The 16,710-nt window shown below is 71.1% G+C and carries 18 protein-coding genes, 1 other RNA gene and 1 pseudogene; 14 read left to right on the top strand and 6 right to left on the bottom strand.

Going from position 1 to position 16,710, the window contains the following annotated elements:
* The 3 genes and pseudogenes from Q0R63_RS18910 to Q0R63_RS18900 form a co-directional block, all read right to left on the bottom strand.
* Positions 1-539 (bottom strand): annotated as a pseudogene (locus Q0R63_RS18910) (hypothetical protein); the annotation flags it as partial.
* A 105-nt stretch (positions 540-644) separates the two neighbouring features.
* Positions 645-1,334, bottom strand: coding sequence for a lysophospholipid acyltransferase family protein (locus Q0R63_RS18905; RefSeq protein WP_295700822.1), 690 nt, complete (start codon positions 1,332-1,334; stop codon positions 645-647).
* A gap of 78 nt (positions 1,335-1,412) precedes the next feature.
* A complete protein-coding gene (locus tag Q0R63_RS18900; RefSeq protein WP_295700819.1) occupies positions 1,413-1,850 on the bottom strand; it encodes an OsmC family peroxiredoxin in 438 nt (145 codons plus the stop codon).
* Positions 1,851-1,944: 94 nt separating this feature from the next.
* Between Q0R63_RS18900 and Q0R63_RS18895 the strand changes: the two genes are divergently transcribed.
* The 4 genes from Q0R63_RS18895 (at position 1,945) to Q0R63_RS18880 (ending at position 5,663) form a co-directional block, all read left to right on the top strand.
* Complete coding sequence (locus Q0R63_RS18895; protein WP_295700817.1) at positions 1,945-2,439, top strand: MarR family transcriptional regulator; 495 nt, start codon at positions 1,945-1,947, stop codon at positions 2,437-2,439.
* Between the two features lie 56 nt (positions 2,440-2,495).
* The gene (locus Q0R63_RS18890; RefSeq protein ID WP_295700815.1) at positions 2,496-3,188 is read left to right on the top strand and encodes a GntR family transcriptional regulator; all 693 of its coding nucleotides are present in this window, start codon (positions 2,496-2,498) and stop codon (positions 3,186-3,188) included.
* Between the two features lie 148 nt (positions 3,189-3,336).
* A complete protein-coding gene (locus Q0R63_RS18885; RefSeq protein ID WP_295700813.1) occupies positions 3,337-4,878 on the top strand; it encodes an NCS1 family nucleobase:cation symporter-1 in 1,542 nt (513 codons plus the stop codon).
* Between the two features lie 2 nt (positions 4,879-4,880).
* Positions 4,881-5,663 carry an aspartate/glutamate racemase family protein gene (locus Q0R63_RS18880; RefSeq protein WP_295700811.1) on the top strand — a complete coding sequence of 261 codons (783 nt, stop codon included), beginning with the start codon at positions 4,881-4,883 and terminating at the stop codon, positions 5,661-5,663.
* 73 nt (positions 5,664-5,736) lie between these two features.
* Here the strand turns inward: Q0R63_RS18880 and Q0R63_RS18875 are convergent, their stop codons facing one another.
* Complete coding sequence (locus Q0R63_RS18875; RefSeq protein ID WP_295700809.1) at positions 5,737-8,091, bottom strand: DNA polymerase III subunit gamma and tau; 2,355 nt, start codon at positions 8,089-8,091, stop codon at positions 5,737-5,739.
* A gap of 81 nt (positions 8,092-8,172) precedes the next feature.
* Between Q0R63_RS18875 and Q0R63_RS18870 the strand changes: the two genes are divergently transcribed.
* The 3 genes from Q0R63_RS18870 to Q0R63_RS18860 all read left to right on the top strand — a co-directional run bounded on the left by Q0R63_RS18870 (position 8,173) and on the right by Q0R63_RS18860 (position 9,761).
* Entirely contained in the window at positions 8,173-8,523 is a 351-nt protein-coding gene (locus tag Q0R63_RS18870) for a nuclear transport factor 2 family protein (RefSeq protein ID WP_295700807.1), read from the top strand.
* A gap of 139 nt (positions 8,524-8,662) precedes the next feature.
* Positions 8,663-8,851, top strand: coding sequence for a hypothetical protein (locus Q0R63_RS18865; protein WP_295700803.1), 189 nt, complete (start codon positions 8,663-8,665; stop codon positions 8,849-8,851).
* A 10-nt stretch (positions 8,852-8,861) separates the two neighbouring features.
* Positions 8,862-9,761 (top strand): 2-dehydropantoate 2-reductase, encoded by a 900-nt coding sequence (locus Q0R63_RS18860; protein WP_295700801.1) that lies wholly within the window; start codon positions 8,862-8,864, stop codon positions 9,759-9,761.
* 135 nt (positions 9,762-9,896) lie between these two features.
* Here Q0R63_RS18860 and Q0R63_RS18855 read toward each other — a convergent pair whose 3' ends face one another.
* Positions 9,897-10,295, bottom strand: coding sequence for a VOC family protein (locus Q0R63_RS18855; RefSeq protein ID WP_295700799.1), 399 nt, complete (start codon positions 10,293-10,295; stop codon positions 9,897-9,899).
* A 268-nt stretch (positions 10,296-10,563) separates the two neighbouring features.
* Between Q0R63_RS18855 and Q0R63_RS18850 the strand changes: the two genes are divergently transcribed.
* The 5 genes from Q0R63_RS18850 (at position 10,564) to Q0R63_RS18830 (ending at position 15,329) form a co-directional block, all read left to right on the top strand.
* Positions 10,564-11,028 carry a hypothetical protein gene (locus Q0R63_RS18850; protein WP_295700797.1) on the top strand — a complete coding sequence of 155 codons (465 nt, stop codon included), beginning with the start codon at positions 10,564-10,566 and terminating at the stop codon, positions 11,026-11,028.
* Positions 11,029-12,513: a histidine kinase gene (locus Q0R63_RS18845; protein WP_295700794.1), complete on the top strand. Its 1,485-nt coding sequence runs from the start codon at positions 11,029-11,031 to the stop codon at positions 12,511-12,513.
* Positions 12,510-13,130 (top strand): response regulator transcription factor, encoded by a 621-nt coding sequence (locus tag Q0R63_RS18840; RefSeq protein WP_295700792.1) that lies wholly within the window; start codon positions 12,510-12,512, stop codon positions 13,128-13,130. The genes Q0R63_RS18845 and Q0R63_RS18840 overlap by 4 nt, the downstream gene beginning before the upstream one ends.
* Before the next feature lie 133 nt (positions 13,131-13,263).
* A complete protein-coding gene (locus Q0R63_RS18835) occupies positions 13,264-13,932 on the top strand; it encodes an ATP-binding cassette domain-containing protein (RefSeq protein WP_295700789.1) in 669 nt (222 codons plus the stop codon).
* Entirely contained in the window at positions 13,932-15,329 is a 1,398-nt protein-coding gene (locus tag Q0R63_RS18830; protein WP_295700787.1) for a hypothetical protein, read from the top strand. Before Q0R63_RS18835 ends, Q0R63_RS18830 begins: the two co-directional genes overlap by 1 nt.
* Positions 15,330-15,542: 213 nt before the next feature.
* Here Q0R63_RS18830 and ffs read toward each other — a convergent pair.
* Positions 15,543-15,639, bottom strand: an RNA gene (gene ffs / locus Q0R63_RS18825) — signal recognition particle sRNA small type.
* Positions 15,640-15,916: 277 nt separating this feature from the next.
* On the opposite strand from ffs, the gene Q0R63_RS18820 reads away from it, so the two are divergent.
* Together Q0R63_RS18820 and Q0R63_RS18815 are read left to right on the top strand one after the other, a co-directional pair.
* Positions 15,917-16,285, top strand: coding sequence for a nucleotidyltransferase domain-containing protein (locus Q0R63_RS18820; RefSeq protein WP_295700824.1), 369 nt, complete (start codon positions 15,917-15,919; stop codon positions 16,283-16,285).
* 26 nt (positions 16,286-16,311) lie between these two features.
* The gene (locus Q0R63_RS18815; protein WP_295700785.1) at positions 16,312-16,638 is read left to right on the top strand and encodes a HepT-like ribonuclease domain-containing protein; all 327 of its coding nucleotides are present in this window, start codon (positions 16,312-16,314) and stop codon (positions 16,636-16,638) included.
* Positions 16,639-16,710: the final 72 nt, after the last annotated feature.

The following is a 16,710-nucleotide window of genomic DNA, read 5'->3' as shown; positions in this document are numbered from 1 at the left end:
GTGCCGTGGCGCATCGCACGGAACACCTTGAGGATGCCGATGAGCGCTGCGAGGTTGACCAGCCCGATCAGGATGAGGAACACCCCCGAGACCGACGTCCCCCACAGGCCGGCCGTCTGCTGCAGCGTCGACTGGTCGTCCTCGATGGCCCCGGCCAGCGCCCGGACCCCCAGGGCCAGCAGCGTGACCATGACGAACACGACCGAGGAGTGACCGAGGCTGAACCAGAAGCCGACACTCATCGGCCGCTTGCCCTCGGTCATCAGCTTGCGGGTCGTGTTGTCGATCGCCGCGATGTGGTCGGCGTCGAAGGCGTGGCGCATGCCGAGCGTGTAGGCCGTGACACCGAGACCGATCCCGAAGAGCTGGCCCCCCACCTGGTACTCGTGCGGGGCGACGAGGCCGACGAGCACCCCCCAGCCGACGAGGTGCAGCAGCAGGATGAACCCGGCCATGCCCAGGATGCTGCGACGCTCGCCGCTGCGGAGCGCGACACGTGCTCGCAGACCGGCGGCGGGAGGAGTGCGGAGATTGGTCACGGCGTCACGATAGGGCCGCGGGCGACCTATTGCAAGCAAGTCGCAATAAGCCGTCGGCGGTGGGTCGGGCCCATTCGGCGGACGCAGCGGGGGCGACGACCCGGGTCAGGTCCCGATGGCCGGCCCCCGGGCCTCGGGCGGCAGCTCGTTGAAGACGTCGGCGCGCTCCTGGCCGGACAGGGCGGCGATCGCGGCCATCACCTCGTCGGTGAGCTCGCGTCGGGCCCGGCCCTGCGGCATACCGGCATAGTGCGCGGCGACGTCGATGGGCTCACCGAAGGAGACGCTGACCCGCGCCAGCCGGGGAAACCTGGAGCCGATGGGCATGATGTCTGCGGTCCCCTCGAGGGCGACGGGGACGATCGGCACCCGTGCGGTCAGGGCGAGGAAGGCGACGCCCGTGTGGCCGCGGTAGAGCCGGCCGTCTCGGGAGCGGGTGCCCTCGGGGTAGATCCCGAAGGCGTCCCCCGCCTGCAGGACGCTCAGTGCGGCGTCAAGGGACTCCTGGGCGGCCCGTGAGGAGCGCCGGTCGACGGGGATCGCGCCCATCGCCTGGAACAGCCCCCGGCGGATCGCCCCGCCGGGGCCGGGTCCGGTGAAGTAGTCGTCCTTGGCGAGGAAGCGGACCCGCCGCGGCGCCGAGAGCGGGATGGCGAAGGAGTCGATGAACGAGCGGTGGTTGCTGGCGAGGATCACACCGCCGGAGCGGGGGACGTGCTCGGTGCCGGTGATCGTGGGCCGGTAGAGCGCGTGGGTCAACGGCTTCAGCACGAGGTGGCCGACGCGGTAGAACATGCGCCCGACCCTAGTGGCCCGACCGGGGTGCGACCTGCGAAGGCCGCACCCCGCTCGGGTGCGCCAGGAGTCGGTGGGTCAGGCCAGGGCGGCGTCGAGGGTGATGTCGACTCCGGTCAGCGCCTTGCTCACGGGGCAGGTGGCCTTGGCGGCCTCCGCGGCCTTCTGGAAGCCGTCGGCGTCGAGGCCCTCGACGGTGCCACGGACCTTCAGCGCGATGCCGGTGAGGCGGAAGCCGCCGGCCGGGTCCGCGCCGAGGCTGACGTCGGCCGTCACGTCGAGGTTCTTCGGCGTGCCGCCGGCCTCGGCGATGATGGCGGAGAACTGCATCGCGTAGCAGGCGGAGTGCGCCGCGGCGATGAGCTCCTCGGGGGAGGTGGCGCCGTCGGCGCTGTCTGCGGCCCGCTTGGGGAAGGAGACCTCGTACTGGCCGATGTCGGAGCTGACGAGCTCGACGATGCCGGAACCGGTCTCGAGGGTGCCGGTCCAGGCTGTGCGTGCGGTGCGGGTGGGCATGTGGTCCTCCTGGTGGTGGGGATGCGCGGGGCCATTACCTCGTGCACAAGGTAAACGTACACTAGGCGATGAACCGTCCGCGAGAGGAGTCGTCGTGCCCCAGCCCACCCCCCGCCGTGCCTCGGCACGACCACGCGCCACGCGCCGCCCTGCACCCGGCATCGAGCTGTCGGAGATGCTGTGCTTCGACCTGTATGCCGCGTCGAGGGCGGTGACGGCGGCCTACCGCGTGCTCCTCGAGGGTCTCGGGGTGACCTACCCGCAGTACCTCGTCCTCGTCGTCCTCTGGCGCGAGGGTCCCTGTCAGGTCAAGGAGCTCGCGGAACGGCTGCAGCTCGACTACGGCACGCTCACTCCCCTGCTGCGCCGGATGGAGGTGGCCGGGCTCGTCACGCGGCGACGGCGTCCTGAGGACGAGCGATCCGTCGAGATCGCCCTGACGACAACGGGATCCGCACTCGAGAAGCCGTCCCGAGAGCTGCCGCCGGCCGTCCTCGCGGCCTTCGGCCTGTCGCGTGAGGAGGCGGTCTCCCTGCAGGAAACCTTGCGGCACGTGACGGACTCGGCGAAGCGGTCTGCTGCGGGCTGACCGGCGACAACCCGTGGGCCGGCTGGCATGATCGACCGACGCCAGGAAGGAGCGCCGTGTCCGGTCCCGCCCGCTCCTCGGTCCTGGTCGCTCGGCTGACAAGCCAGAATCCGGGCCGGCCGACCAATCAGCCGGAGATCCTCTCCGAGCTGCGCCGTGTCATCCTCGCCGGAGATGCGCCTCCCGGGACACCGATCCCGCTCGACCAGGTCGCGACGTTCTTCGTCGTGAGCCCGATCCCGGTCCGCGAGTCCCTGAAGACGCTCATCGGGGAAGGTCTCGTCGACCACGAGCCGCGCGGGGGCTACCGCGTCGCCGAGCTGACCCGCGACGAGCTGCGCGAGTTCTACGTCATCCGTGAGGTGCTCGAGGCTGCCGCCCTGCGTTCGTCGGTCGCGCGCGCGGGCATCGAGGACGACGAGCGGGCCCGCCTCATCCAGGAGTCGCTCGGGCAGTCGATCGCGGTGCAGGACTACCGCACCTATCACCGTGACAGCCGCCGTTTCCACCTCGCCCTGCTCGCTCCGAGCGGGATGCAGCGACTCCTCCATATGTTCGAACTCGCCTGGAACGTCACGGAACCCGCCCAACCGATGGCGGCCGTGAGCGACGACGAACGCGCCCGGATGCACGCCGACCACGACGCCATGCTCGCCGCCTTCGTCGCCCGCGACGCCGACGAGCTGGTCCGCTGCTCGACGGAGCACTACCACCGGCTCGAACGGGCCGTGGAGACGCAAGGGTCCTGACCCCCGCGAGGGGAACCGGCGTCATATATCTGCTCCGGCCCGCCGGATATATGCCTACGGAAACCTGCCGGAAACCGTCCCGGGCATACGTTCTGGCCTCAAGCCGGGTGGCGGCAAGCCAGACCCGAACGACGCAGGAGGTCTCCTCGTGACCGATGTGACTGACGCCCCTCAGGTCGTCATCGACGCGCCAGCGCCACCCAGTGCCGAGCATCCGGCCGGGGTCGGTGTCATCAAGCCCGGCTACCACCCGCGCCTGACCAATGACGACCTCGCGCCGCTCAAGGACCAGAACTGGACCTGGTACAACATCTTCGCCTTCTGGATGTCGGACGTGCACAGCGTCGGCGGATACGTCACTGCCGGAGGCCTCTTCGCTCTCGGACTGACGAGCTGGCAGGTCTTCATCTGCCTCATCGTCGGTATCTCGATCGTTCTCTTCTTCTGCAATCTCGTCGCCAAGCCGAGCCAGCGGACCGGGGTGCCCTTCCCGGTCATCTGCCGCTCGGTCTTCGGCGTCCTCGGCGCCAACGTCCCCGCGATCATCCGCGGCCTCATCGCGGTCGCGTGGTATGGCATCCAGACCTATCTTGCTTCGGTCGCCCTCGACATCCTCGTCGTGCGGCTCTGGCCCGACCTCACGGCATACAGCGACGTCGCGCAGCACGGGTTCCTGGGCCTCTCGACGCTGGGCTACTTCACCTTCGCGGTGCTGTGGGTGCTGCAGGCCGCGGTCTTCTGGACCGGCATGGACACGATCCGCAAGTTCATCGACTTCTGCGGACCCGCGGTCTACGTCGTGATGTTCCTGCTCTGCGGCTACCTGCTGATGAAGGCGGACTGGAAGGTCGGCCTCAACCTCTCGACCAAGGAGCTGAGCGGCGGCGCGGTCATCTCGACGATGTGCGCAGCGACCGCGCTGGTCGCCTCCTACTTCTCCGGGCCGATGCTCAACTTCGGTGACTTCTCGCGCTACGGCAAGAGCTTCGCCGCGGTCAAGAAGGGCAACTTCTGGGGCCTGCCGGTGAACTTCACGATGTTTTCCCTGCTGACCGTACTCACCGCTGCCGCAACGGTGCCCGTCTACGGCAAGCTCATCACCGACCCCGTGGCGACGGTCGGCCAGATCGACAACACCTTCGCGATCGTCCTCGCCGCGCTGGCCTTCACGACAGCGACGATCGGCATCAACATCGTCGCGAACTTCGTCTCCCCCGCGTTCGACTTCTCGCACGTCAACCCGCAGAAGATCAGCTGGCGCACCGGCGGCATGATCGCCGCCGTCGGCTCGGTGATCATCACTCCGTGGAACCTCTACAAGAACCCCGACACCATCCACTACACGCTGGACACCCTCGGCGCGTTCATCGGCCCGCTCTTCGGGGTCCTGATCTGCCACTACTACCTCATCCACAAGCAGAAGGTCGTCATCGACGACCTGTTCACCATGGACGAGTCCGGGGTCTACCACTACACGCGGGGAGTCAACCCGGCCGCGGTGTGGGCGACGCTCGTCGCCGCCGTCGTCGCCATCGGCTGCGTCTTCGTCCCGGGGATCAACGCGGCCAACGACTACAGCTGGTTCATCGGGTGCGGGCTCGGACTGGCGATCTACTACGTGCTCGCGAAACGGTCGGGTGTCGCCGCGGTGGTGGCCGACCGTGAGGGCGAGGACGTGGTGGTGGGCTGACCATGCGCATCCGGGTCATCAACCCCAACACCACCTGGTCGATGACGCGCCTCATCGGCGACTGCGCCCGGTCGGTCGCCGGGCCGGGAGTGGACGTCGAGGCCGTCTCCCCGCAGATGGGGCCGGCGTCGATCGAGAGCCACTACGACGAGGCGCTCGCGGTCCCGGGGATTCTCGACGAGATCGCCCGGGGCGAGCAGGAGGGCGTCGACGGCTATGTCATCGCGTGCTTCGGCGACCCGGGTCTGGAGGCGGCGCGCGAGCTCGCCCACGGCCCGGTCGTCGGGATCGCCGAGGCGGCGATGCGCACCGCGGCATACCTCGGTCGCTCGTTCAGCGTGGTCACCACGCTCGGTCGCACCCGCGGCCGGGCGTGGGACCTGGCCGAGACCTACGGCACCGCGAAGGCCTGTCGGGGGGTCCACGCCTGCGAGATCCCGGTCCTCGACCTCGAGACCTCGCCCGACGCGCGTGAGCGGATCACCCAGGCCTGCCGTGAGGCGCTCGCCATCGACGAGTCCGACGTCATCGTGCTCGGCTGCGCCGGCATGGCCGACCTCTGCGCCCACATCTCGGCGGAGATCGGGGCGCCGGTGGTCGACGGCGTCGCGGCCGCCGTGCTGACCGTGCAGTCGCTGGTCACCCTCGGCCTGCGCACGAGCACGATGGAGGAGTATGCCGCGCCGCCGCCCAAGCCCTACGCCGGCCTGCTCGGCGGCTTCTCGCTCGAGGCGGGCCTGCGCGCCCCGACCAACCCCGCCACCCGCACTCACTTGTTGCAGTGAGATCCGCGAATCTGGCCGTTCTGCACCCTGTTTCGCGGATCTCACCGCACCACGTCAAGGGGTCGGGGGCGGGTCAGTCCTCGAACTCGCCGAGGAACTTGCCGCCGAGGACGCGCTCGATGACCTCACGGCCGACGGTGCCGGTCTCCACGATGTCCTCGTCGTCGACACTGACCTGGGAGTCGTCGACGGCCCGCTCCTGGGGTTGTTCGACCGATGGTCGCCGCTGCGCACCGGAGTCGGCCGACTGACGCCGCACCCGGACGAGCTCGTCGCGGACCGACTTCGCCTGTGCCGCAGCGCCCTTCGCGGGCTGGGCCACCGGAGCCACGTGAGCCACGTGAGCCACGGGTGCCGAAGCGGAAGCCGAAGCGTGTATCGGAGCGGCTGTGGAAGCGGGTGCCGAGGTCGCCCAGTCGGGGGCGGGGGCGCTCGTCGACGACCAGTCAGCGCCAGACCCCGACGGCTCGGACACACGCGTCGCCGCGGCGGTGGCGGTGAGTCCGGCGTCGGTCGGTCCGGCGTCGGCCCGCGCGCTCGCCCCCTGCCGGGTGGGGACCGAGGCGGCCTCAAAAGGGGGTGGCGCGGCACCGGGGCCGGAGGGGGACGACGATCTAGGGTCGTCGGACGGCTGCGCGGTATCGGCGGGCGGGACGAAGTCGGGCGTCGGGATCCCCTCGACGGGGACGTCGACGCCGATCTCGTCGATCAGGGCCTGCTTGACGACCTCGGCGTGGTTGCCGTTGCGGAAAGTGTTGGCCAGACCGACCGTGCCGATGCCGAGCACGAGCTTCTTGCCGTCGTACTCCAGCACCTGGGCGTGCTGGGACACGAAGGTCCACGTGACGCGGCTGGTCCGGAACACCCGGGCGAGCACGTCGGGCCAGACCCGGCGGATCGCGGCCGCATCGATGACCCCGGCCGGTGGAGGAGACGCCGGAGCGGGCGAGTCAGCCGCAGGCGTCTGAGGGACCGACCCGTCGGCGGGGTCACCCGACCCGTTCGGTCGCGGGGCGGCTGCCTCCACGTGCAGGCTGGTCTCCCGCGGTCCGGCGGCGGCCGTCGGGGTGTGGGCCGGCTCGTGCTCGTGCCCACGGTCGGGCGACGAGCCCGCCGGTGACGCAGGCGCGTCGTGGTGCTGCTCGGCGCCACGGTCTTCGGAGACGCGCGGGTCGGACGCACGCGGCTCGGAAGCCCGCGGCTCCGACGGGCGCGGCTCGGACGGTCGCGACGGCGGCGCGGACGGCAGGGCCGGACTGGGGGTGCCCGCGAGGTCGAGGCGACGTTCGAGCCGGTCGAGGCGCGCGGCATACCCCTGCTCGCCGGACGCCGCGGGGAGCAGGATCCGGGCGCAGATCAGCTCGAGCTGCAGCCGCGGGGCCGTGGCGCCGGTCATCTCGGTCAGGCCGGTGTTGACGATGTCGGCGGCGCGCGACAGGGCACCGGGCCCGAACCGCGACTGCTGGCCACGCATCCGGTCGAGCTGGTCCTCGGGCACCCCGCGCAGGACGGAGGCCGCGCCGTCCGGCACGGCGGCGACGATGATGAGGTCGCGCAGCCGCTCGAGCAGGTCCTCGACGAACCGCCTCGGGTCGTGGCCCGACTCGATGACCTTGTCGATCTGGGCGAAGACCGCCGCGCCGTCGCGCGCCGCGAAGGCGTCGATCGTCGCGTCGAGCAGCTCACCGTCGGTGAAACCGAGCAGCGACGCGGCGCCCGCATAGGTCAGGCCGACCTCGCTCGACCCGGCGATCAGCTGGTCGAGCACCGAGAGCGAGTCACGCACCGACCCCCCGCCGGCCCGCGTGACGAAGCCGAGAACGCCGGGCTCGACCGCGACGTTCTCCAGCGTGCACAGGCGCTGCATGTAGTCGGTCAGCTGCAACGGCGGCACGAGCCGGAAGGGGTAGTGGTGGGTGCGCGAGCGGATCGTGCCGATGACCTTCTCCGGCTCGGTCGTCGCGAAGATGAACTTCACGTGCTCCGGTGGCTCCTCGACGATCTTGAGCAGCGCGTTGAAGCCCTGCGGCGTCACCATGTGCGCCTCGTCGATGATGTAGACCTTGTAGCGGCTCTGGGCCGGGCCATAGCTCGCACGCTCGCGCAGGTCACGCGCGTCGTCCACGCCACCGTGGCTCGCGGCGTCGATCTCGATGACGTCGATCGAGCCCGGCCCACCACGGGCGAGCGCGATGCACGAGTCGCACACGCCGCAGGGCGTCGGCGTCGGCCCCTGCTCGCAGTTGAGGCAGCGGGCGAGGATCCGGGCGCTCGTCGTCTTGCCGCACCCGCGCGGCCCGCTGAAGAGGTAGGCGTGGTTGATCCGTCCCGTGCGCAGCGCCTGCATGAGCGGCTCGGTCACGTGCTCCTGGCCGATGACGTCGGCGAAGGTCTCGGGCCGGTAGCGGCGGTACAGGGCGGTGCTCACCCTGCGAACCCTAACCGTCGGGCCGGACAGCCGGTATGCCGCGCCAAGGGCTTGACGGTGGTCGGTGCCAGGGTCACTCCCATGCCCTCGACTCCCACGCTGCGACCCTTCGCCGACGCCATCGACACCCAGGACTGGGACACCCTGCGGACCATGCTGGCCCCGGATTTCCACGGGCTGTTCGTGCAGGACGGACGGACCTTCGACGCCGACTCCTTCGTCGCGTTCCAGCGTGACTATCCCGGGCGGTGGCGCTTCGAGGTCGTCGAGCACCTCGTTTCGGGCGACCGCGTGGTGGCCCGCTCGCGCGTGAGCGACGGCGAGCAGGTCTTCTGGGTCGCGACCTTCGCGACCGTGACCGACGGTCTGGTCAGCGACCTCGTCGAGGTGTGGACCGAGGCCGTCACCGGTCCGGGAAAGGTAGCGGGGTAGTGGGTAGAGGACGTGCACGATCTTCTCGACGGTGGACAGCTCTCGTTCCGCCCGGGGGTTGAGCTCTGCGAGGGCGTCGCAACCCAGAGCTCAAGACCGCCCCGATAGCCTAGGGTTTCAGATCCAGCACCCGCTAACCGTGGTCACCGCAACCCTTGACGGCGACGTCCTGGCCATCCTGGCGCTAGCCGAGGTGGCCTTCACCACGGGCCAGCTGCAGCGGATGCTGCCCAAGGGTTCCACACCAGGGACCGCCGGGCAGGTGGCGGCCATCCCCTCGGGAGCGCCTGACGAGGCCGGAAACACTCCCGTCACCTGGACCGCGTAGACACGTGCCCATGGACTCTCGTGTCGCTGTCATCGGGGCAGGCTCCCTCGGGTGCACCCTCGTCGCCTGGCTCGTCGAGGCCGGGGTCGACGTCGTCCTCTGCGCCCGCAGCAAGATCCCGGGGATCGCGGTCGAGCTGCGCGCGGACGGGCGCACGCTGACGCCGGAGGTGCCTGTCGTCTACGACCCGTCGGAGGTCCAGCCGGTCGACATCGTCCTCGTGACGACCAAGGCGCAGTACACGGCCGACGCGGCCGGCTGGCTCCGGTCCCTCGTGGGCCCAGGAGCGGTCGTCGTGCTCGTCCAGAACGGCATCGACCACGCCCGCCGCCTCGAGGGCCTCGTCCCCCCGGACCAGGTCCTCCCGTCGCTCGCCTACATCTCCTCCGAGCGCACCGGCCCGGGCCGTGTCGTCCACCAGTTCGGCAACCGGCTCGTCACCCCGGCCGGCGCGCTCGGCGACCGGCTGCGCGACGTCGTGGGCGGTTCGGCGCTGAGCCTCGAGACCGTGCCCGACTTCCTCACCGCGAGCTGGCAGAAGCTCCTCGGCAACCTCGCGAACAACCCGATCACGGCTCTCACGACCGGCCGGATGGCCGTGTATGCCGCGGCCCCGGACGTGCGCGACCTCGCCCGGTCGATCCTCGAGGAGGGGGTCACCGTGGGCCGGGCCGAGGGCGCCGACCTCGGGCCCGCCTCGGTGCAGGCCGTCTTCGACATGGTCGACCGGCTCGCCCCCGACAACGGCACCTCGATGCTCTACGACCGGCTCGCGGGACGTCCCCTCGAGCACGAGCACCTCACGGGCGCCGTGGTCGCGGCGGCGGACCGGCGCGGCATACCCGTGCCGGTCAACCGCACGGTGCTCGCGCTCCTGCGCGGGCTCGATGCGACCCTCGCCATCTCCTGACCCCCTAGCGTCCGCGGCAACGCTGGTTCTCACGCTCATTGGCGCCGACGCAGTGGGCACCCTCCCGCTTACGTCCGCGTCAACGCTTGTCCTGACGCATGCTGACGCGGACGCAAGGGTTGGGCTGGCCTCACCTCAGGCCGGCGGCGCAAAGAACTCCAGGGCGATGCCATCGGGGTCCTTGAAGGAGACGCCGGAGCCGTAGTGGGCGTCGTAGATCCCGCCGTGCTCGATGCCGAGGCTGTCGAGGCGGGCCGTCGCCGCCTCGAGCGCCGCGTGGTCGGCGCAGGCGAAGGCGACGTGGTCGAGGCCGAGGTGCGAGGGGTCGAAGCTGCCCGGTTCGCCGCTGACGTGGGTGTGGATGCCGAAGAGATGACCGCCGTCGAGGACCCAGACGGTGTGGTGGTAGGTGCCGCCGTCCTCGTCCTCGTCGAGGACGGGGTCGGCGCCGAAGAGGGCGGCATACCAGGCGGTGCTGCGCTCGAGGTCGCTGACGGTGAGGGCGGCGTGGGCGAGGCCCGGGAAGGTGGTCATGAAGTGTCCTTTGGTCGACGACGTTGTCATCATGAGTCTCGACAGGCTGCCGCTGATACGCACCCTCCCATCGGAGGGGAGGGGACGTGGCCTGCCTTGGGCGCGCGAGGTACTACGACCATCGCCCGATGGTGTGGCGCCCGGGGCCGGTCGCAGGGTTGACCTGTCAGGGCAATCCCGTCCTTTCACCCCCAGCCCGTGAACGAGATCGCCTCGAACGGCGTCTCCCGGGACGGGTATGCCGCACACTCTCCCCAGGAGCGCACCCATGAAACGTCCCGTTGCCTATACCGCCGCCATCCTGGTCTCTGCCGTCCCGGCAGTGGTCGGGCTCTGGGGCAATGCCTCCTTCTCGCAAGCCGTCCCGGTCCGGGTGCCGGCGAGCGCACAGCTCGTCACCACCGGTGTCCCGGCTTCCACCTCGACCCCATCGCCCAGCAGCTCGCCTACCGGCATACCGAGTGTCGACGACCACGGCGGTGACCGTCCGTCCGGCACCCGGACGAGCGAGCCGGGCGACGACCACGGTGGCAACCGCGGTCCGAGCACACCCAGCTCGACGCCTTCACCCTCGTCTTCCGACGACCACGGGGGCTCCGGGGGGTCTGGTGGGTCCGGCTCCAGCGGGTCCGGCTCGAGCGGGTCGGGCTCCGGCTCGTCCGGCTCCGGAGCCGGCTCCGGCTCCGACGACACGAGCGGCCACAGCTCCGGTGGACACGGTTCGGACGACTAGGTGACCACGTCCCCGGACGCGACCGTCCCCATCGAGCTGGCGGCCCTCGGGTCGACCGACCCGGTGGGGCGGCCGGCGTCGCCGACCTCGCTGACCGCGCCGGCCGGGCCGCCAGCGCCGCTGCCGTGGTGCGTCGTGGCGCGACCGGATGCCACGGACGTCGTCGAGAAGCCCCTGCGCACAAGGCGCCTCGTGGCCCAGCTCGTCGCCGGGGTCGTCCTCGTGCTCGCCCTCGTGGGGGTGGGTGGGTCGTTCGGCGCCCAGCGCCTGGCCGAGCGCGAGGCCGTCAACGACGCCGCGTCGATGGCCGACCTGCTGGCCGAGGCCGTCATCCAGCCGGCGCTGACGGACGGTCTGGCTGCAGGTGACGCGGCCGGCCGCACCGCCCTCGACAGCGTGGTGCGGGCTCACGTCCTGCGCGCGAACGTCACCCGGGTGAAGGTCTGGTCGCCCAGCGGCACGATCCTCTACAGCGACGAGGCCCGGCTCATCGGGCAGCGTTTCGACCTCGGAGACGACGAGCGCGAGGTCCTGGCCAACCCCCGCACCGAGGCGCAGGTCTCCGACCTCAGCAACCCCGAGAACGCCTTCGAGTCCGGCGACCGCCTGCTCGAGGTCTACCGGCCGGTGTGGACCCCCGACGGCTCCGAGCTGCTGTTCGAGATGTACTCCCCCTACGACTCGGTCCTGCAACGGTCGGGACAGCTCTGGCGCGGCTTCGCCGGCATCACGCTCAGCTCCCTGCTGCTGCTGCTCGTGCTGCTCACCCCCGTCCTCTGGCGCCTGCTGTCGCGGGTGCGTCGCGCGGCCACGGCGCGCGAGCGCCTGCTCGAGCAGGCCGTCGACGCCTCCGCCGCCGAGCGCCGCCGGATCGCCGCCACCCTCCACGACGGCCCGGTGCAGGAGCTCGCCGCGACGTCGTTCGCCGTCTCCGCCACGGCCGAGCGCGCCGACGCCGTCGGGCAGGCCGCCCTGGGGTCGGAGCTGCGCGACCTGTCCGGCACCGTGCGCTCCAGCATCCGCGCGCTGCGCTCCCTCCTCGTCGACATCTATCCCCCGAGCCTCACGGACGCCGGGCTGGCCACCGCGCTCGCCGACCTCGGGCAGACCGCACGCAGCCGGGGCGTCGAGTTCGACCAGCACGTCGACCCGGCGGACGACCTCGGGCTGACCCCGGAGCAGGAGCGCCTCGTCCACCGCGTCACCCAGGAGATCCTGCGCAACGTCGTCAAGCACGCCGCTCCCTGCCGAGCCACCCTGACCCTCCAGCCCGTCGCCGGTGACGTCGTCCTCGAGATCGCCGACGGGGGAACGGGTTTCGACGCGGGGACCTTCCTGGACGCGCCCCGTGCCGACCACTTCGGGCTGCGGATCCTGACCGACCTCGCGGCCCGCGGCGGCGGCCTGCTGCAGCTCGCCACCGCCCCGGGCGAGGGCACCCGCTGGCGCCTGACCATCCCCCGCGGTAAGGCTGCGAGGCCATGACGACCGTCGTCATCGTCGATGACCACCAGATGCTGCGGACCGGCCTCGCCAGTCTCATCTCGGCCCACGACGACCTCGAGGTCGTCGGCCAGGCGGGCGACGGACGGGCCGCTCTGGAGGTCGTCCGCGACACCACGCCCGACGTCGTGCTGATGGACCTCTCGATGCCGATCGTCGACGGGGTCGAGGCGACCCGCCTCATCCTCGCCGAGTTCCCGGGCGCCCGGGTCGTCGTGCTGACCTCGTTCTCCGACCGCGAACGCGTCTCCGAAGCCATCCGGGCCGGCGCGATCGGCTACCTCCTCAAGGACTGCGAACCGCAGGAGCTCATCGGCGCGATCCGGTCGGCCGCCGCCGGCCACGTGCCCCTCGACCCGCGGGTCGCCCACGTGCTGCTGCCCTCCGCCGCCCCGGCTCCCCAGCCGGGCGACGGCCTGAGCACCCGGGAGCGCGAGGTGCTCGGCCTGGTCACGAAAGGCATGGCCAACAAGCAGATCGGTCGTGCCCTGGGGATCAGCGAGCGCACCGTCAAGGCCCACCTCGGTCGGGTATTCCGCGAGCTCGGGGTCGCTGACCGCACCAGCGCTGCGCTGTGGTCCAGAGACCACCCGGCGTGAGCACCGTGGCCCGCCTCGCCCCCCTCGCCCTCCTCGTCGAGGTGGAAGCGCGTTCCATGGACTGCGTTCTCACCTCGGCGCGCGCCGGTCCAGCCCGGAATGACACACTGGCTGCCGACCGAGGGGAGGGGCGATGGCCAAGGCAGGCAGCAAGAAGAGCGGGTCGGACACCCGGCTCGACCTCGTCGCGACGCAGGTCACGAAGTCGATCGAGGACAACGTGCTGCTCAAGCCGATCGACGTCCGGGTCCGCGGCGGGCAGTGCCTCGTGCTGCGCGGCGAGAACGGCAGCGGGAAGACGACGCTGCTGCGGATCCTCGCCGGCACCATGGTCCCGACCGAGGGCACGACGACCCTCGACGGTCGCACCATCGACGAGCGCGACCCGGTCACCCGACGCGAGATCGCGGCCCTCATCGGTGCGCCCACGGCATACCGGGATCTCACGCTCTATGACCACCTCGTCCTCGTCGACGCCACCTGGGGTCGCGGGGACGGCGCCGACGAGCGCGCCATGGGGATGCTGACGAGCCTCGAGATCGACCACCTCGACGACCGCTTCCCGCACGAGCTGTCGTCGGGCCAGCAGCAGCTCTTCCACCTCGCGATGGTGCTCAACCGGCCGTCGACGGTGCTGCTGCTCGACGAGCCGGAGCAACGGCTCGACACGCACAAGCGGGGCCTGCTGGGCCAGCTCCTCGTGGACCGCAAGTCCGCCGGTCACGCCCTCGTCGTCGCCTGCCACGACCCCGAGCTGACCGCGGCGATCGCCGACCGCATCGTCGACGTCATCCCTGCCTGATGAGCACAGAGCGGCTCGAGGCCTCCACCACTCCCGACAGCGAGCTGCTCGACGACGCCCGCCGGATCATCACCGGCGAGGACCACCAGGGCGAGGGCAACGCCCTCTACGTCGTCTACGTCGCGGTCATCGCCGCCGGCGCCTACGGCGTGCCCGCGTCGCAGCAGTTCTTCCGCTTCCTCGACCCGGCCTGGATGGCGCAGCACCTCACCGGACTGCGCGGTCTCGCCGCCGGGGTCGTCGTCGCGGCGGCGCTGCTCGGGCTGGCGTTCCGGGCGGGGAGCTTCCGCGGCCCCGTCGTTCCCGACCTGCCCTACCTCGACCACGTCGCGTCCAGCCCCCTCGACCGGGCCGTCGTCCTCCGCCGGTGGTGGCGGCTCGGCCTGCTCGGCGCCGTCTTCGGCGGGCTCCTCATCGGTCTCGTCATCGGGGCGGGGCTGGCTATCGCGGCCGTCACGAGCGCCGTCGTCATCATCCCGGCGGTCGTGATCGGCTCTGTCCTCGGCCTGCTCGTCGCCGGCGCCTGGCTCCAGGGGCAGGTGCGCACCTGGCCCGACGGCGACCGCGGCTGGGGCGTCTTCCTCCGGCCGAGCCGGTCGCTGCGGGCCCTCCACCTCACCGCCTTGCGCACGCAGTCGGCGCGGGCCGTCACCATCGGCGGCGCCGTCCTCGCCGGCGACCTGCGTGCGGCCCGGCTCGACATCGCCGCCCCGACGACGCGGGGTCGCAAGCTGAGGCTGCGGGCCCGCGGCCCGGTGGGGACGGTCGTCGCGCGCGACGTCCTCGGGCTGCGCCGGTCCCCCGGCGCCCTGGTGACGGGCATGGTGCTGAGTGGGCTCGCGGCATACGGACTCGTGCACTCCGCCTCGCGCGGCACCCCGAGCGTCATCGCCCTGGTCTGCCTGCTGGTCGGCTACTTCGGGGTCGGCGCCTGGTCCGAGGGCCTGCGGCTCCAGGGGGACAACACCGGCACGCCGCCGCTCATCGGTCTCCCCGCGCGGACTGAGGCGCTGGCTCACCTCGTGCTCCCCGGCCTGCTGTATGCCGCCGTCGCCCTCGTCGTCGGCGGGGTCACGCTCGCCCTCGGTGGAGGTTCGGGACTCGGGATCGGCTGGGCCGTGGTCATGGTGTGGCTGCTGCTCGGGTCGCAGCTGATGGCGGCCTTCCGCGGCCTGCCCCCGATGGCGGTGTTCACGCCGGGACGCGGCATCGGGACGACCGCGCTCTGGTATGCCGTCCCGATGCTCGTCCCCGCGATCGTCGGGACGGCCTCGACGGCCCTGCTCACCTCGAGCCTGGCCTCGAACGCGCCGCTCGTGCTGATCCTCGGGTCCTACGCCGCGTTCCTCTACGGGCTGCGCAAGGTGCGGACGCTCAACGAGGCGCACCGGGACTGAGGCGTTGGGCGCGAGGGGCGGGGGCTCGCGCGGCGACGCCAAAGGAGACCACTGGCGGAGCCTCGCGGCCGCGCGCGATCGAGAGGTCACGAGTGGTCGTTCCCGGACCCTCAGACGGACCATTCCCGACCACTCGGCGTGGACCCCGGAAATCACGCGACGCCAGAGGTGACCTTTGGCGCGGCCACCGGTCGCGCGGGCGTCGGCCCGGGACACGAAGACACCCCACGTACCTGGAAGAGCCCACCTGCCCTTGCTGCATTCCTGCCCTGGGGGAGTTCAGTGAGGTACCACCACGCGGGGTGCCGTGGACCAGCATAGAGGCGGCCCGGGCCTTCGCCGAATCCGACCTGAACGTGAGCCGTCGGCGTTCACGCCCTGACACCTCAGGACGAACGAGGCGCCCACCCCAGCGCCTCCCCCTCTGTCGATAGCGGTTTCGTGAGTGGCGCCTGGCTGCTACAGCACTTGCTGTAGTCCAACTTGTGACGGAGGAGTTGGCTGGAGTGGCGCGCCGGACGGACGAGACGACGTCTCAGGCGCGCGCCGAACTGGTGGGAGCCGTGCGGCGGGCGGCATCCGAGGGGATGACCCAGACCCAGATCGCCCGAGAGATCGGTCGCAGTCAACCTGAGGTCTCCCGGCTGCTGCGGTTTCACGGGACGTCCCCGCTGGCACGACGCCTGCGAGGCAACGCCAGTCGGGTGCGACAGATCGTGGCCGAGGCTGGCGGTGGCCGGGTGCGGGTGTTCGGCTCGATGGCTACCGGCCATGATCGTCCCGACTCGGACGTGGATCTGTTGTTCACGATGGGCGAGCCACTGAGTCTCATGGAGCTCGGACGGCTCGAACAGCGGCTGGTCGAGGTAATCGGCGCCCCGGTCGACCTCGTCCCGGATGCGGCGATCCGCCCCGACCTGAGACAGCGAATTCTGGCTGAGGCCGTGCCCCTGTGAGCCGTTCCGAGCAAGAGGTCCTGCGAGTGGCACTCACCCACGTCGATCTGATGCGTGAAGATGGTCAAGGCCGTGTCATGGACCAGTTCGTCGTTGACGCAGTCTGCATGCGGCTGTCCGCGGGTGTGGAGGTGTTGAACCGGCTCGATGCCTCCGTGCGCACCGGTTTGTTCGGCGACAGCTGGACCTTCATGTGGGGTATGCGCAACCGAATCGCCCATGGCTACCTCCTCATCGATCCCGCGATCATCCGCCGAACCCTGGAGACGGACATCCCGACGATCATGAGGCAGATTCATCGAGCGCTCGGCGAGGACCCAGGTCGCTCGAGGAACCCGCGATCGGGCGGGTGACTCAGCGCGTTGTCCACCGGGCGCCATCGGGGACTCTCGTGGACAGCGCGACCGGTGCGTCATCGTCGATGA

Origin of the sequence: Lapillicoccus sp., from assembly GCF_025353065.1 — a bacterium.
In the GTDB taxonomy this organism is placed as follows: domain Bacteria; phylum Actinomycetota; class Actinomycetes; order Actinomycetales; family Dermatophilaceae; genus Lapillicoccus.
The sequence above is the reverse complement of the archived record's forward strand: the minus strand, read 5'-3'. Positions and strand labels throughout refer to the sequence as shown.

Coding starts and splice junctions, on each gene's coding strand:
- Q0R63_RS18855 (WP_295700799.1), bottom strand. CDS start 10,295: ATGACCACCTTCCCGGGCCTCGCCCACGCCGCCCTCACCGTCAGCGAC.
- Q0R63_RS18835 (WP_295700789.1), top strand. CDS start 13,264: ATGGCCAAGGCAGGCAGCAAGAAGAGCGGGTCGGACACCCGGCTCGAC.
- Q0R63_RS18850 (WP_295700797.1), top strand. CDS start 10,564: ATGAAACGTCCCGTTGCCTATACCGCCGCCATCCTGGTCTCTGCCGTC.
- Q0R63_RS18830 (WP_295700787.1), top strand. CDS start 13,932: ATGAGCACAGAGCGGCTCGAGGCCTCCACCACTCCCGACAGCGAGCTG.
- Q0R63_RS18820 (WP_295700824.1), top strand. CDS start 15,917: ATGACCCAGACCCAGATCGCCCGAGAGATCGGTCGCAGTCAACCTGAG.
- Q0R63_RS18860 (WP_295700801.1), top strand. CDS start 8,862: ATGGACTCTCGTGTCGCTGTCATCGGGGCAGGCTCCCTCGGGTGCACC.
- Q0R63_RS18840 (WP_295700792.1), top strand. CDS start 12,510: ATGACGACCGTCGTCATCGTCGATGACCACCAGATGCTGCGGACCGGC.
- Q0R63_RS18870 (WP_295700807.1), top strand. CDS start 8,173: ATGCCCTCGACTCCCACGCTGCGACCCTTCGCCGACGCCATCGACACC.
- Q0R63_RS18880 (WP_295700811.1), top strand. CDS start 4,881: ATGCGCATCCGGGTCATCAACCCCAACACCACCTGGTCGATGACGCGC.
- Q0R63_RS18905 (WP_295700822.1), bottom strand. CDS start 1,334: ATGTTCTACCGCGTCGGCCACCTCGTGCTGAAGCCGTTGACCCACGCG.
- Q0R63_RS18900 (WP_295700819.1), bottom strand. CDS start 1,850: ATGCCCACCCGCACCGCACGCACAGCCTGGACCGGCACCCTCGAGACC.